The sequence below is a fragment of the Kitasatospora sp. NPDC059827 genome, from assembly GCF_042731675.1.
GTDB lineage: Bacteria > Actinomycetota > Actinomycetes > Streptomycetales > Streptomycetaceae > Kitasatospora.
In genome coordinates this window covers 19,903-33,226 of record NZ_JBHWIV010000048.1, presented here as the reverse complement: position 1 = coordinate 33,226, position 13,324 = coordinate 19,903, and the positions used below count along the sequence as shown (strand labels likewise).

The window sequence follows — 13,324 nt, the reverse complement described above, 5'->3', positions numbered from 1 at the left end:
CCCGCACTCGTTCCCGTCCCGCCCTTGACGCGGCCACCGTCCAGCCGGAACGATGCTGCTCACCCACCCAATGGTCTGACTTTAGACCATTGAAGAGCCGTCCGACCGTCGAACCCGCCGGGGCGGGTGCGCCACGCCGCCGTGGCCGCGCGCACCCCGGCACACCCTCAACCCCCAGGGGTGCCCATGACCGACGCACGCTCACCCGACCACCCTGGCCCCGCCGTGTTTCCGGTGGATTCCTCCCCCGTTTCCGCTGGCGAATCCCTCGCTTCCGCCGAGGGATCCCCGGTCTCCGCCGACGAACAACGCCTCCGCGAGCTGGGCTACACCCAGGAGCTGGCCCGCTCGATGTCGGGCTTCTCCAACTTCGCCGTCTCCTTCTCCATCGTCTCGGTGCTGTCCGGCTGCCTGACCCTCTACGGGACGGGGATGAAGACCGGCGGCCCGGCCCTGATCATCTGGGGCTGGCCGGTGGTCGGCCTGCTGACGCTCTGCGTCGGACTCGCGATGGCCGAGATCTGCTCCAGCTACCCGACGGCCGGCGGGCTCTACTACTGGTCCGCGAAGCTGACCCGCAGCCGTGGCAGCGGCCCGGCCTGGAGCTGGTTCACCGGCTGGTTCAACTTCCTCGGCCAGGTCGCGGTGACCGCCAGCGTCGACTACGGCGCCGCCTTCTTCACCAACGCGTTCCTCGAACTGCGCTTCGGCGTCGCGGCCACCCCCGCGCACACCATGGAGATCTTCGCGGTCATCCTGCTGGCGCACGGCCTGCTCAACACCTTCGGGGTGCGCCTGGTCGCCGTCCTCAACAGCGTCTCCGTGTGGTGGCACCTGGTCGGCGTCGCGATCATCGTCGGCGCGCTCGCGCTGCTCCCCGAGCGGCACGCCTCCGCCTCCTTCGTGCTCACCGAGTTCGTCAACCGGACCGGCTTCCACAACCAGTTCTACGTCGCGATGCTCGGCCTGCTGATGGCCCAGTACACCCTCACCGGCTACGACGCCTCCGCGCACATGACCGAGGAGACCCAGGACGCCGCCCGCTCCGGGCCGCGCGGCATCGTCAACGCGATCACCGTCTCCCTGGTGGCGGGCTGGATCCTGCTGCTCGGCATCACCTTCGCGATCCGCGACTACGACGGCGCGCTCAACAGCGACACCCAGGTCCCGCCCGCGCAGATCTTCATCGACGCGATCGGCTCCGGCGGCGCCCAGTTCCTGCTGCTCATCGTCATCGGCGCCCAGTTCTTCTGCGGCATGGCCTCCGTCACCGCCAACTCCCGCATGATCTACGCCTTCTCCCGCGACGGCGCGCTGCCCGGCTCCCGGCTCTGGCACCGCATCTCCCCGCGCACCCAGACCCCGACCAACGCGGTCTGGCTGGCCACCGGCGGCGCCCTGCTGCTCGGACTGCCCGCGCTCTGGAACAACACCGCCTACACGGCCGTGACCTCGATCTCCGTGATCGGCCTCTACATCTCCTACGTCATCCCGGTGTACCTGCGGCTGCGCCAGGGCGAGGACTTCCCGCGCGGCCCCTGGCACCTGGGCCGCTGGAGCCGGCCGATCGGCGTCGTCGCCGTCGTCTGGACGGCGGTGATCACCGTCCTGTTCATGCTGCCCACCGCCAGCCCGATCACCGTCGACAGCTTCAACTACACCCCGGTCGCCGTGGCCGTCGTGGTCGGCTTCGCGGGCATCTGGTGGCTCGCCTCCGCCCGGAACTGGTTCACCGGGCCGCACGTCGGCGCTGCGCCGTCCGCGATGTCCGATCTCGGCACATCGTCCGCGCTGTCCGGCCTCGGCACCAAGCACGTCCTCGACACACCGCACGTCCACGGCACCCCGTCCGCCCCCGACACCCGGGACACCGAACAGGAGACCCGATGACCACCCCCCGGCTCACCCTCGACGAGCTGCGCACCCTCGTCGCCGACGGGTCCGTCGACACCGTCGTGCTCGCCATGACCGACATGCAGGGCCGCCTCCAGGGCAAGCGCGTCGCCGCCCAGTACTTCCTCGACGACGTCGTGACCGGCGCCGCGGAGGGCTGCGGCTACCTGCTGGCCGTCGACGTCGACATGAACACCGTCGACGGCTACGAGGTCTCCTCCTGGGAGAACGGCTACGGCGACCTGACGCTGCGCCCCGACCTCGCCACCCTGCGGTCCGTCCCCTGGCACCCGGCCACCGTCATGGTCCAGTGCGACGTCGTCCAGCACGACGGTACCCCGGTCGCCGTCTCCCCGCGCCAGGTCCTCCAGCGCCAGCTCGACCGCCTGGCCGGCTACGGCTGGCAGGCCCAGGCCGCCACCGAGCTGGAGTTCATCGTCTTCCGGGACAGCTACGAACAGGCCTGGGACAAGGACTACACCCGGCTCACCCCGGCCAACCAGTACAACGTCGACTACTCGATCCTCGGCACCGGGCGCATCGAGCCGCTCCTGCGCCGCCTGCGCAACGGCATGGCCGGCGCCGGCCTCACCGTCGAGTCCGCCAAGGGCGAGTGCAACCTCGGCCAGCACGAGATCGCCTTCAAGTACGCCGACGCCCTCACCACCTGCGACAACCACGCCGTCTACAAGACCGGCGCCAAGGAGATCGCCGCCCAGGAGGGCTGCAGCCTCACGTTCATGGCGAAGTACGACGAACGCGAGGGCAACTCCTGCCACATCCACCTGAGCCTGCGCGACGAGCAGGGCGCCCCGGTGTTCGCCGGCGACCGCCCGTACGGCTTCTCCCGCACCATGGAGCACTTCCTCGCCGGCCAGCTCGCCTGTCTCGCCGACTTCGCCCTGCTGTTCGCCCCCACCGTCAACTCCTACAAGCGCTACGTTCCCGGCAGCTTCGCGCCCACCGCCATCGCCTGGGGCCGCGACAACCGCACCTGCGCCCTGCGCGTGGTCGGGCACGGGCAGTCGCTGCGCTTCGAGAACCGCGTCCCCGGCGGGGACGTCAACCCCTACCTCGCGGTCGCGGCCCTGATCGCCGCCGGACTGCACGGCGTCGAGCAACAGCTCGAACTCCAGCCGGAGTTCACCGGCAACGCCTACGCCTCCGACGCGCCCCGGGTGCCCGCCACCCTGCGCGACGCGGTCGACGCCTTCGAGCGCAGCGCCGTCGCCACCGAGGCCTTCGGGAAGGACGTCGTCCGGCACTACACCCACGCCGGGCGGACCGAACTCGCCTCCTACCAAAGGGCGGTGACCGACTGGGAGCGGCGCCGCGGATTCGAGCGGCTGTGACCCACGAGGACCGCCGACCGCCCCTCATCGGCATCAGCAGCTACCAGGACGCCGCCGCCTGGTCGGTCTGGAACCAGCGCGCCTCGCTCGTTCCCCAGACGTACGTCGACAGCGTCGTCCGCGCGGGCGGCATCCCGGTGCTGCTGCCGCCCCAGCCCGGCGGGGCCGGCCACCTGCTCGACGCCCTCGACGGACTCGTCCTCGCCGGTGGACCGGACGTCGACCCGGCCCGCTACGCGGCGGCCCCCGATCCGCGCACCGGCGCGCCCCACCACGCCCGCGACGACTGGGAGACCCGGCTGCTGCGCGCCGCCCTCGCCCGGGACCTGCCGGTGCTCGGGGTCTGCCGCGGCATGCAGCTGCTCAACGTCGAACTCGGCGGCACCCTCGTCCAGCACCTGCCCGACGACAGCCACCAGCGCGTCCCCGCCCGCTTCGTCCGCCACCGGGTCGACGTCGTCGACGGCAGTCGGCTCGCCGCCGTGCTGGGGCCCGCCACCGAGGTCTCCTGCTACCACCACCAGGCCGTCGACCGGATCGGCAGCGGGCTCCAGGTCACCGCGCACAGTGCCGATGGAACGGTCGAGGCGCTCGAACTGACCGGCCACCGCTTCGCCCTGGGCGTCCAGTGGCACCCGGAGACCGACCCCGACGACCTGCGCCTGTTCCACACCTTCATCAACGCCAGCCGGACAGCCGACCGGACCACCGGTCGGACCGCCGGCCGGACCGGCAGCCCGCCCGCCGGCCGAGGCACCAGCCAGAGGGAGACCGCCCGATGACCGAACCGGACCTCTTCGAGGTCGTCAACCCCGCCACCGAGGAGGTGATCACCACCGTCGAACTGGCCGGCCTCGCCGAGACCGACGCCGCCGTCGCCCGCGCCCGCGCCGCCTTCGACACCTGGCGCCGGGTGGCCCCCGCCGACCGCGCCCGGCTGCTGCGCGCCTTCGCCGCCGCCGTCGACGCCGACCGCGAGCACCTCGCCGCCCTGGAGGTCGCCAACGCCGGCCACACCATCGGCAACGCCCGCTGGGAGGCGGGCAACGCGCGGGACGTCATCGAGTACTACGCCGCCGCCCCCGAGCGGCTGTTCGGCCGGCAGATCCCCGTCGCCGGCGGCATCGACGTCACCTTCCAGGAACCGATCGGCGTCGTCGGGGTCATCGTGCCCTGGAACTTCCCGATGCCGATCGCCGCCTGGGCCCTCGCCCCGGCGCTCGCCGCCGGCAACACCGTCATCGTCAAACCGGCCGAGCTCACCCCGCTCACCGCGCTGCGCCTGGCCGAACTCGCCCTGGCGGCCGGGATCCCCGAGGGCGTGCTCCAGGTCCTGCCCGGCCGCGGACCGGTCGTCGGCGGGCGCTTCGTCACCCACCCCGACGTGCGCAAGGTCGTCTTCACCGGCTCGACCGGGGTCGGCAAGGAGATCATGGCGGGCTGCGCCGCCCAGGTGAAGCCCGTCACCCTCGAACTCGGCGGCAAGAGCGCCAACATCGTCTTCGCCGACGCCGACCTCGCCAAGGCCGCCGCGACCGCGCCCTACGCCGTCTTCGACAACGCCGGCCAGGACTGCTGCGCCCGCTCCCGGATCCTCGTCGAGGCCTCCGCCTTCGACGACTTCATGGCGCTCCTGGAGCCGGCCGTGCGCGGTGTGCGGGTCGGCGACCCGGCCGACGAGAAGACCGAGATGGGTCCGCTGATCTCGGCCGCCCACCGCGAGCGGGTCGCCTCGTACGTCCCGGACGCCTCGGCCGTCGCCTTCCGCGGCAGCGCCCCCGACGGGCCCGGCTTCTGGTACCCGCCGACCGTCCTCGCGCCCGTGCGGCACGACGACCGTGCCTTCACCGAGGAGATCTTCGGCCCGGTCGTCGCCGTCGTCCCGTTCCGCGACGAGGAGGACGCGCTGCGGATCGCCAACGCCACCGAGTACGGCCTGTCCGGCTCCATCTGGACCAGGGACCTCGGCCGCGCGCTGCGCGTCTCGCGCGGCGTCGAGGCCGGCAACCTCTCCGTCAACTCGCACTCCTCGGTGCGCTACACCACGCCGTTCGGCGGCTTCAAGCAGTCCGGCCTCGGCCGCGAGCTCGGCCCGGACGCCCTCGACGCCTTCACCCAGACCAAGAACGTCTTCATCTCCACGGAGGAATGATCACCATGACCCAGCGACTCGACGGCCGCGTGGCCGTGATCACCGGCGCCGGCAGCGGCATCGGCCTGGCGACCGCCCGCCGCTTCGCCGCCGAGGGCGCGAAGGTGGTCTGCGTCGACCTCGACGCCGAGACCGGCGCCAAGGCCGCGAACGAGGTCGGTGGCCTGTTCATCCAGGCCGACGTCACCGACGAGGCCGCGGTGCGCGACCTCTTCCAGCGGACCGTCGACGAGTACGGCCGCCTCGACATCACCTTCAACAACGCGGGCATCTCCCCGCCGGACGACGACTCCATCCTCACCACCGGCCTGGAGGCCTGGAAGCGCGTCCAGGAGGTCAACCTCACCAGCGTCTACCTGTGCTGCAAGTACGCGATCCCGCACATGCAGCGCCAGGGCAAGGGCTCGATCATCAACACGGCGTCGTTCGTCGCCGTGATGGGCGCGGCCACCTCGCAGATCTCCTACAGCGCCTCCAAGGGCGGCGTGCTGGCGATGTCGCGCGAGCTGGGCGTGCAGTTCGCCCGCGAGGGCATCCGGGTCAACGCCCTGTGCCCCGGCCCGGTGAACACCCCGCTGCTCCAGGAGCTCTTCGCCAAGGACCCGGAGCGCGCGGCCCGCCGCCTGGTGCACATCCCGTTGGGCCGCTTCGCCGAGCCCGAGGAGATCGCCGCCGCGGTGGCCTTCCTCGCCTCCGACGACTCCTCGTTCATGACCGCCAACACCTTCCTCGTCGACGGCGGCATCTCCGGCGCCTACGTGACCCCGCAGTAGCCGGGCGCCGCCCTCGGGACCCCGGACCCCGGGGGCCGGGCTCAGGACCCCGGACCCCGGGCTCCGGATTCCGCTGCGCCCGTGCCGCGAATCGTGAAGACTGGGTGAAGTTCCCGTGCGCCGAACGGTGTGGCGCACGGGAACTCTCCATGCGAAACATGACACAGCATCAGCACAGTGCCATTCCGCGGAAGTCCACGAGACGAGGAACGCACGTCATGAGCATCGGCATCCGAGCCCTGCGGTCCGCAGCCGCCACCACCGTCGCCCTGGCCACCGTCGGCGCCCTCGCGCTGGGTACGGCCGGCAGCGCGACGGCCGACACCGATCCGGCGGCCGGCGTGGCCGTCGACCTGCCCCTGCCGCCCGGCGCCGTCGGGAGCGATCCCGCCGCTGTCAACGACAACGGGGTGATCGTCGGCTACGTCACCGATCCGCAGAACCAGGACCTTCCGGTCCGTTGGAACGCGGACCTCAGTGCCACGACACTCCCCCTGCTGCCCGGGGACCCGAGCGGCCGCGCCGTGGCCGTCGCCGCCGACGGTGCCGCCGTCGGCTACTCGGGGAACCGCACGGTGCGCTGGGCCCCCGACGGCACGGTCTCCGCACTGCCGCTGCTGCCCGCGGACGCCGGCGGTTGGGGCTACATCTACGCGATGAGCCGCACCGGTACGGCGGTCGGGCACTCCGCGGCCGGCGCGGCCTCCCACGCGGTGAAGTGGGGCCCGGACGGCCGGGCCGTCCCGCTCGCCCCGCTGAGCGGTGACGTCAACAGCACCGCCGTCTCGGTCAACGCCTCGGGCGCGGTGGCCGGTCTGTCCTACTCGGCCTCCGGCGTCGCCCACCCCGTGAAGTGGAGCCCGGACGGCGCCCCCACCGCGCTCGACCCGGCCTCGGCCTACCGCGGTGTCTGGGTCGTCCAGATCAACGACGCCGGCACCGTGCTCGGGAAGGGCACGCCGACCGGCGCCGCGAACGACCAGTGGCGCTCCATGACCTGGAACACCGACGGCACCGTCACGGACCTGGGTTGGCACTCCACGGCGACGGCCCTCAACGCCGGCGGCACCGTCGTCGGCAAGCAGGGCGGGGCGGACGGCATCGACTACACCGCCACGAGCTGGAGCCCGGCCGGCACCGCCACGACGATCGGCGCCGAGTACGAGTACACGACGGCCGTCGCCGTCAACGACGCCGGCGTCTCCGTCGGGTACACCGGGACGAAGGTGCCGCAGGCGCAGGAGCGCCACGCCCTCCGCTGGGGCGCCGACGGGGCCCTGACGGAACTGAACGTGGCGCCGGAGGGCTACTCCTACCCCGTGGCCGTCAACAACGCCGGCCTGGCCGTCGGGGTCCGGATCGGCTCCTCGGCGTCGACCGGTTCGACGCGCGCGGCGGTGATCTGGCGGCCGTAACCGTAGCAGCCGTAGCAGCCGTCGGGGGGCGGGGACGAGGGTCAGGGCCTGGGGCCGGGGGCGTGCAGCCTCCGGCCCCGGCCCTTGTAAAGAGTTCTTTCTAAAGATAGCTTTACATGCATGCCCGAGGAGAGCTCACCGCGTTCCATCCGCCTCACCGACCCCCGCGCCCTGCGCGCCTACGCCCACCCGACCCGGCTGGTGCTGGTCGGCCTGCTGCGCCGGGACGGCCCGATGACGGCCACCCAGGCCGCCGAAGCCACCGGCGAGAGCGTCGCGAGCTGCTCCTTCCACCTGCGCCAGCTGGCGAAGTACGGCCTGGTGGAGGAGGCCGGAGGCGGGCGGGGGCGGGAGAAGCCGTGGCAGGCCACCGCCATGTTCACCAGCTGGGACTCCGGCGCCATCGCGGACCCGGCGGCGGCCGCCGCCACGGAGGCGCTCCAACTGGCCATCGCCGAGCGCTACTTCGAGCTCACCACACACTGGGTCCAGGGGCAGTCCCAGGAACCGGCCGAGTGGCGGCAGGCCGCGCAGTTCGGCGACACCCTCCTCTACCTGACGGCAGCCGAGCTGGAGGAGTTGGGCGGGCGGATCCAGGACGTGATGCGGCCCTACCTGGAACGGCTCGACGACGCGGGCAAGCGCCCCGAGGGCTCCCGGCCGGTCACCGTGCTGCAACTGGCCTTCCCCACCCGCGCCGACGGCCGGAGCGACCAGGAGCCGACCCCGTGACCGCGCCCGCCCCCGACACACCCGCCCCCGACCGGCCCGCCCCTGACCGGCCCGCCCCCGACCGGTCGGCGCCGGACCGGACTCCGGCCGGGACGCGGATGCGCTGGTTGCCGGGCCTGCTCCGGGAACCGGCCTTCCGCCGCTACTGGACCGGTCAGACGATCTCCGGCCTCGGCGACCAGATCTCCTCCCTCGCGATACCGCTCGTCGCGGTCCTCGCCGTGCACGCCGACGCCCTCCAGATGGGCTACCTCGCCGCCGCGACCTGGCTGCCCAACCTGCTCTTCGCGCTCCACGCGGGCGTCTGGGCCGACCGCCGCAGCCACCGCCGCCGGGTCATGATCGCCGCCGACCTCGGCCGGTTCGCCCTGGTCGCCACCATCCCATTGGCCTACGCCTTCGACGCGCTCACGCTCGCCCAGCTGTACGCGGTGGCCCTGACGGCCGGGACCCTCTCGGTCCTCTTCGACGTCTGCGACGCACCGCTGTTCAACGCCCTCGTCCCGCCCGACCGGTACGTCGAGGGGCACTCGCTGGTCAGCGGCAGCCGCGCCATGGCCCAGGTGGCCGGGCCGAGCATCGGCGGAGTGCTGGTGCAGGTCCTCTCCGCCCCGCTCGCCCTGCTGGCCGACGCGCTCTCCTACGCCGCCTCGGCCTTCGCCCTGTCCCGCATCGCCCCCGTCGAACCCCCGGCGGAACGCAAGGCCCGGGGCCAACTCGCCGAAGGCGCACGGTTCATGCTCGGTTCGCCGATGATGCGCGCCTCGCTCGCCGCCACCGCCACCGCCAACTTCTTCACCTTCATGCTGACCGCCCTGCTCGTGCTGTACGCCACCACCGTGCTGCGCCTCGACCCCGGCCTGCTCGGCGCGGTGCTGGGTGCCGGGGCCGTCGGCGGACTCCTGGGGGCCCTCTGCGCCACCGCCGTCACCAGGCGCATAGGCGTCGGGCCGACCTTCATCCTCGGCACCGCCCTCTACCCCGCCTCCCTGCTGCTGATCCCCGCCGCGCACGGGACCACCCCCGTCGTCCTCGCGCTTCTCTTCGCGGCCGAGTTCGGCGCCGGTCTCGGAGTGATGTGGCTGGACGTCGCCGGGGCCTCCATCTTCGCCGCGATCATCCCGGACAACCTGCGCTCCCGCGTCTTCGGCGCCTACCGCTGCGTCAACTTCGGTACCCGGCCCCTCGGCTCCCTCGTCGGCGGTGCCCTCGCCGCCACCATCGGCCTGCGCCCCACCCTGTGGGTGGCCGCCATCGGAGCCCTCACCTCCGTCCTCTGGCTCCTGCCCTCCCCGATCCGCCGACTCCGCGACCTGCCCACCCCGGCCCGCCAGGGTTAGGGCGGCCGCCGAGCCCGCGGCGGCAACGGGGGCGTAGCCGTCAGGCGGGCCGGACGGTGACCGTGCAGAGGCGCTTGGTGGCCCGGGTCAGGGCCACGTACAAGTCCCGCTCCCCGCCGGGGCGGGCCGTGACGATCTCCTCGGGGTGCAGCACGACGACCCCGTCGAACTCCAGGCCGCGTGCCTCGGACGCCGGCACGATCCGCGCGTGGTCGGCGACTCCCCGGGCCGTCAGCTCGCCCACCCTGGCGTCCGCGCAGACCACTCCCAGGAGCTCGCCCGGGTGCGCGGCGCCCTGGGCGCGGAGCTCCTGGACGACGGCGGTGACCAGCTCGTCCGGCGGCGCGGTCACGGTGCGGGGGAGCGCACCGCTGCGCAGTGAGCGGGTGGGCCGCTGGTCCGGGGCGATCCGGGCCAGCAGGTCCCGGACGCTCTCCAGGATCTCCTGGGTGGTGCGGTAACTGACGGTCAGATCGTGCAGCTTGAACCGCGGTCCGACGTGGGGGCTCAGCGCCTCCTTCCAGTCGCGCGCCGTCGCGACCGGGCCCGCCTGGGCGAAGTCGCCCACCAGCGTCATCGCCCGTGCCGGGCAGCGGCGGACGATCATCCGCCACTGCATGGCGGTCAGTTCCTGCGCCTCGTCGACGACGACGTGCCCGTACGTCCGCTCGGGCGGGCCGTCGACCAGGCTCGCGGCCTCGTCCAGCAACGGCACATCGGCGTCGGTCCACGGGCCGTCCGGGTCGCGCAGCAGGAGGGACCGCTCGGGCGCGGTGAGGTGGGGCAGGTGCTCGGCGAGCGCGTCGGCGTCCGTCAGGAGCGCGTTCACGAGGTCACCGGGGACCAGCCGCGGCCACAGCACCTCGACCGCCCGGTCCACACCGGCGTCGTCGAGGAGATCGGCCCGGACGGCGTCCAGGTCCAGTTCGTGGGCCGGACCGGGCTCGGCCGCACCCTCGGCACGGTTCCGGCCCGCCCCCGTGAACTTGTCGAGGTCCAGGCCCGTCATCGCGGCGGCATCGGCGTCGATCTGCTCCAGGAGGTCACCCATGTCCCGTTGCATCGCGTCGGTGACGGCGTCGACCAGGAGCTCCGTGAACACCCGGCGCGCGGGGTTGTGCCCCGGTACGGCCGCGACGGCGGCGTCGCGCGCCGTGGCGACCTCCTCGGCGGACAGGTGGACCACCTCCCGTCCGACCCGCACCGTGAAGTCGCCGGCGGGGGCCTGGCGGGCGCGCAGCAGGCCGGCCAGGGCGTCGGCGAGGTCGGTGCCGCCCTTGATGCGCGCGGTGTCGAACCGGTCCACCGCGTCCGTGGGCACCCCGGCCAGCTCCCGGCAGGTCGCCAGGACGACGTCGTTCTCGCCGAGGGAGGGAAGGACCTGGGAGATGTAGTCGAGGAACCGGGCGTTCGGGCCCAGCACCAGGACACCCTCCTCCGCGGCCCGCGGGAACGCGTACAGGACATAGGCCGCCCGGTGCAGGGCGACCACCGTCTTGCCGGTGCCGGGCCCGCCCTGCACCACGGTCACCCCGCGGTGGGCGGAACGGACGATCTCGTCCTGCTCGGCCTGCAGCGTCGCGACGGCCGCGTGCATCCGGCCCGTACGCCGTGCCGACAGGGCCTCCGTCAACGGGCCGTCGCCCACGACGTCCTCGTCGGTCGGGGTGCTCCCGTCCAGCAGTTCGTCGTTCACCGAGACGACCGTGCGCTCCTCCAGACGCAGGTGCCGGCGTCGCCGCAGGCCCATCGGGTGGACCGGCGTCGCCTCGTAGAAGGGCCGCGCCGCGTTCGCGCGCCAGTCCACGAGCAGGGGCAGCTCGTCCTCCTCCGTGTGCAGCCCGATCCGCCCGATGCGCAGGGCCGTGCCGTCCGCCCAGTCGATCCGCCCGAAGACCAGCCCCCTTTCGGCGCCCTCCAGCCGGCCGATCTCCTTGGCCAGCCGCTCGGCGGCGATGTCCCGCTCGTACGCCTCACCGGCGCTGTCCGCCGGGGCATTCAGCACACGCGCCCGCTGCGCCCGCGCCTCGGAAAGGCGCCCGGCGAGGAACTCGTACAGGGAGGACACATAATCCCGCTCCGCGTCAACTGCGAGCGTGGTGGGGTCATTCATCGTCTTCGACAACTTCGGCAACAGGGAGCTCCTTCGATTCGAGCCATACCATACGGTCGGATTTCCTCGAAGGTAAGTCTTGACTTGTACGGCGCAGACATGTCCCTGTGACTGAATTCCATCACTTTGTCAATCGCCAATTACGCACCTGGAAAAGGGGAATTCGGGGAGTCCTCGGCATCAGCGAGCTCACCGCCGGGGGCGCCGCCACGCTCCCGACCCCGGCTCCTCCTCGGCCGAACTACTTTTCTAGAGTGGCATGATGAAGCTTCTCCTCACCGACTCCGGGGTCAGGAACGCGAGCATTCGCGCGGCCCTGGTCGACCTCCTGGGCAAACCGATCGCCGAGGCGGACGCCCTCTGCATCCCCACCGCCGGATACGGGGGCCCGTACGGGGATCCGCACGGGCCATGGCGTTTCATCAGCGGGCAGTCCCCCAATCCCATGACCGAGTTGGGGTGGAAGTCGGTGGGCGTACTGGAGCTCACCGCCCTGCCCGGCATCGACCCGGAACGCTGGGTTTCCTGGGTTCGCGAGGCGGACGCCCTCCTCGTCAACGGCGGCGACGCGCTGTACCTGTGCCACTGGATGCGGGAGTCCGGACTGGCAGATCTCCTCCCCTCGCTGCGCGACACGGTGTATGTGGGGCTCAGTGCAGGGAGCATGGCCCTGACTCCGCGTGTCGGGGAGTACTTCGTCGGCTGGACGCCGCCCACCGGTGGGGACAGTGCGTTGGGGGTCGTGGATTTCTCGATCTTTCCGCACCTCGACAGCGGTCCGGAGTTCAGCATGGCCGAGGCGGAGCGGTGGGCCGCCGGGATCGACGGCCGGGCGTACGCCATCGATCCGCAGACCGCCGTCAAGGTGGCGGACGGCGGTATCGAGGTCGTCTCCGAGGGGCACTGGAAGTTGTTCGACCCGGAGGCGTCCGGCTGAGCTCGGCCCGCGCTGACCTCCGGCCCCCGGCCCGAGTGTGCCGGGGCCGGAGGCCGGAGGTCAGGGGATGTCAGGGAATGTCGTGGGCTTCGGTGTCGGCGGCCGCGATGACTGCGGTGAGGAGGCCGGGGAAGCGTTGTTCGAGTTCCTCGGTGCGGAGGGTGTTCATCTTGGTGGTGCCGACGTAGTACTGCCGTACCACTCCGGCCGCGCGCAGGACGGAGAAGTGGTGGCTGGAGGTGGAGCGTCCGACGGGTAGGTCGAAGGAGCCGCAGCTCAGATCAGCGCCCGAGTGGGCGAGGGTGTGCACCACTTTGCGCCTCGCCGGGTCGGCGAGGGCCTCCAACACCTGCTGGACGTTGACGTCCTCCACGCCGGGGTGCACGATCACTCGCGCCGTCACGCGTGCCCGTCCCACACCCACCACCTCTTCCCACGCCTGGCCCCCGTCCCGATTCGAACCCCCGTCAACCACCGCGCACCGTGCGCGACTTCATGGCAGACGCTACTACGGGACGGGACCCCGCCACGCCCGCTGCAACACCTCCGCACCACAGGTCGAGCACCGGATGCGCACGTTCCGCCCGGGCGTGCCTGGGGCCGGCCGGTCGGGACCG

Annotated in this window: 11 protein-coding genes; 9 read left to right on the top strand and 2 right to left on the bottom strand. The window is 72.4% G+C overall.

All coding sequences use genetic code 11. The features are described 5' to 3' along the window. Positions 1 to 234 precede the first annotated feature (234 nt). From ACFV8H_RS26660 to ACFV8H_RS26625, 8 genes are all read left to right on the top strand, one after another. Complete coding sequence (locus ACFV8H_RS26660) at positions 235 to 1,890, top strand: amino acid permease (RefSeq protein ID WP_380404555.1); 1,656 nt, start codon at positions 235 to 237, stop codon at positions 1,888 to 1,890. Continuing rightward, positions 1,887 to 3,245 carry a glutamine synthetase family protein gene (locus ACFV8H_RS26655; protein WP_375893782.1) on the top strand — a complete coding sequence of 453 codons (1,359 nt, stop codon included), beginning with the start codon at positions 1,887 to 1,889 and terminating at the stop codon, positions 3,243 to 3,245. The genes ACFV8H_RS26660 and ACFV8H_RS26655 overlap by 4 nt, the downstream gene beginning before the upstream one ends. After that, the gene (locus ACFV8H_RS26650) at positions 3,242 to 4,027 is read left to right on the top strand and encodes a gamma-glutamyl-gamma-aminobutyrate hydrolase family protein (RefSeq protein ID WP_380404552.1); all 786 of its coding nucleotides are present in this window, start codon (positions 3,242 to 3,244) and stop codon (positions 4,025 to 4,027) included. The genes ACFV8H_RS26655 and ACFV8H_RS26650 overlap by 4 nt, the downstream gene beginning before the upstream one ends. Next, positions 4,024 to 5,397 (top strand): aldehyde dehydrogenase family protein, encoded by a 1,374-nt coding sequence (locus ACFV8H_RS26645; protein WP_380404549.1) that lies wholly within the window; start codon positions 4,024 to 4,026, stop codon positions 5,395 to 5,397. Before ACFV8H_RS26650 ends, ACFV8H_RS26645 begins: the two co-directional genes overlap by 4 nt. Before the next feature lie 5 nt (positions 5,398 to 5,402). Continuing rightward, positions 5,403 to 6,170, top strand: coding sequence for a 3-oxoacyl-ACP reductase (locus tag ACFV8H_RS26640; RefSeq protein WP_375893790.1), 768 nt, complete (start codon positions 5,403 to 5,405; stop codon positions 6,168 to 6,170). A 218-nt stretch (positions 6,171 to 6,388) separates the two neighbouring features. After that, positions 6,389 to 7,585, top strand: coding sequence for a hypothetical protein (locus ACFV8H_RS26635; RefSeq protein WP_380404546.1), 1,197 nt, complete (start codon positions 6,389 to 6,391; stop codon positions 7,583 to 7,585). 120 nt (positions 7,586 to 7,705) lie between these two features. Continuing rightward, positions 7,706 to 8,317, top strand: coding sequence for a winged helix-turn-helix domain-containing protein (locus ACFV8H_RS26630; RefSeq protein ID WP_380404544.1), 612 nt, complete (start codon positions 7,706 to 7,708; stop codon positions 8,315 to 8,317). Further along, positions 8,314 to 9,657, top strand: a complete 1,344-nt coding sequence (locus ACFV8H_RS26625; RefSeq protein ID WP_380404542.1) for an MFS transporter — start codon at positions 8,314 to 8,316, stop codon at positions 9,655 to 9,657. Before ACFV8H_RS26630 ends, ACFV8H_RS26625 begins: the two co-directional genes overlap by 4 nt. Positions 9,658 to 9,697: 40 nt before the next feature. Here the strand turns inward: ACFV8H_RS26625 and ACFV8H_RS26620 are convergent, their stop codons facing one another. Then, entirely contained in the window at positions 9,698 to 11,770 is a 2,073-nt protein-coding gene (locus tag ACFV8H_RS26620; RefSeq protein WP_380404637.1) for a HelD family protein, read from the bottom strand. Positions 11,771 to 12,032: 262 nt separating this feature from the next. Here ACFV8H_RS26620 and ACFV8H_RS26615 point away from each other — a divergent pair, with 262 nt between their 5' ends. Then, positions 12,033 to 12,707, top strand: a complete 675-nt coding sequence (locus ACFV8H_RS26615) for a Type 1 glutamine amidotransferase-like domain-containing protein (RefSeq protein WP_380404539.1) — start codon at positions 12,033 to 12,035, stop codon at positions 12,705 to 12,707. Positions 12,708 to 12,777: 70 nt separating this feature from the next. On the opposite strand, the gene ACFV8H_RS26610 is transcribed toward ACFV8H_RS26615, so the two are convergent. Continuing rightward, on the bottom strand, positions 12,778 to 13,110 hold the full coding sequence (locus tag ACFV8H_RS26610) for an ArsR/SmtB family transcription factor (RefSeq protein WP_375893805.1): 333 nt from the start codon (positions 13,108 to 13,110) through the stop codon (positions 12,778 to 12,780). Positions 13,111 to 13,324 lie beyond the last annotated feature (214 nt).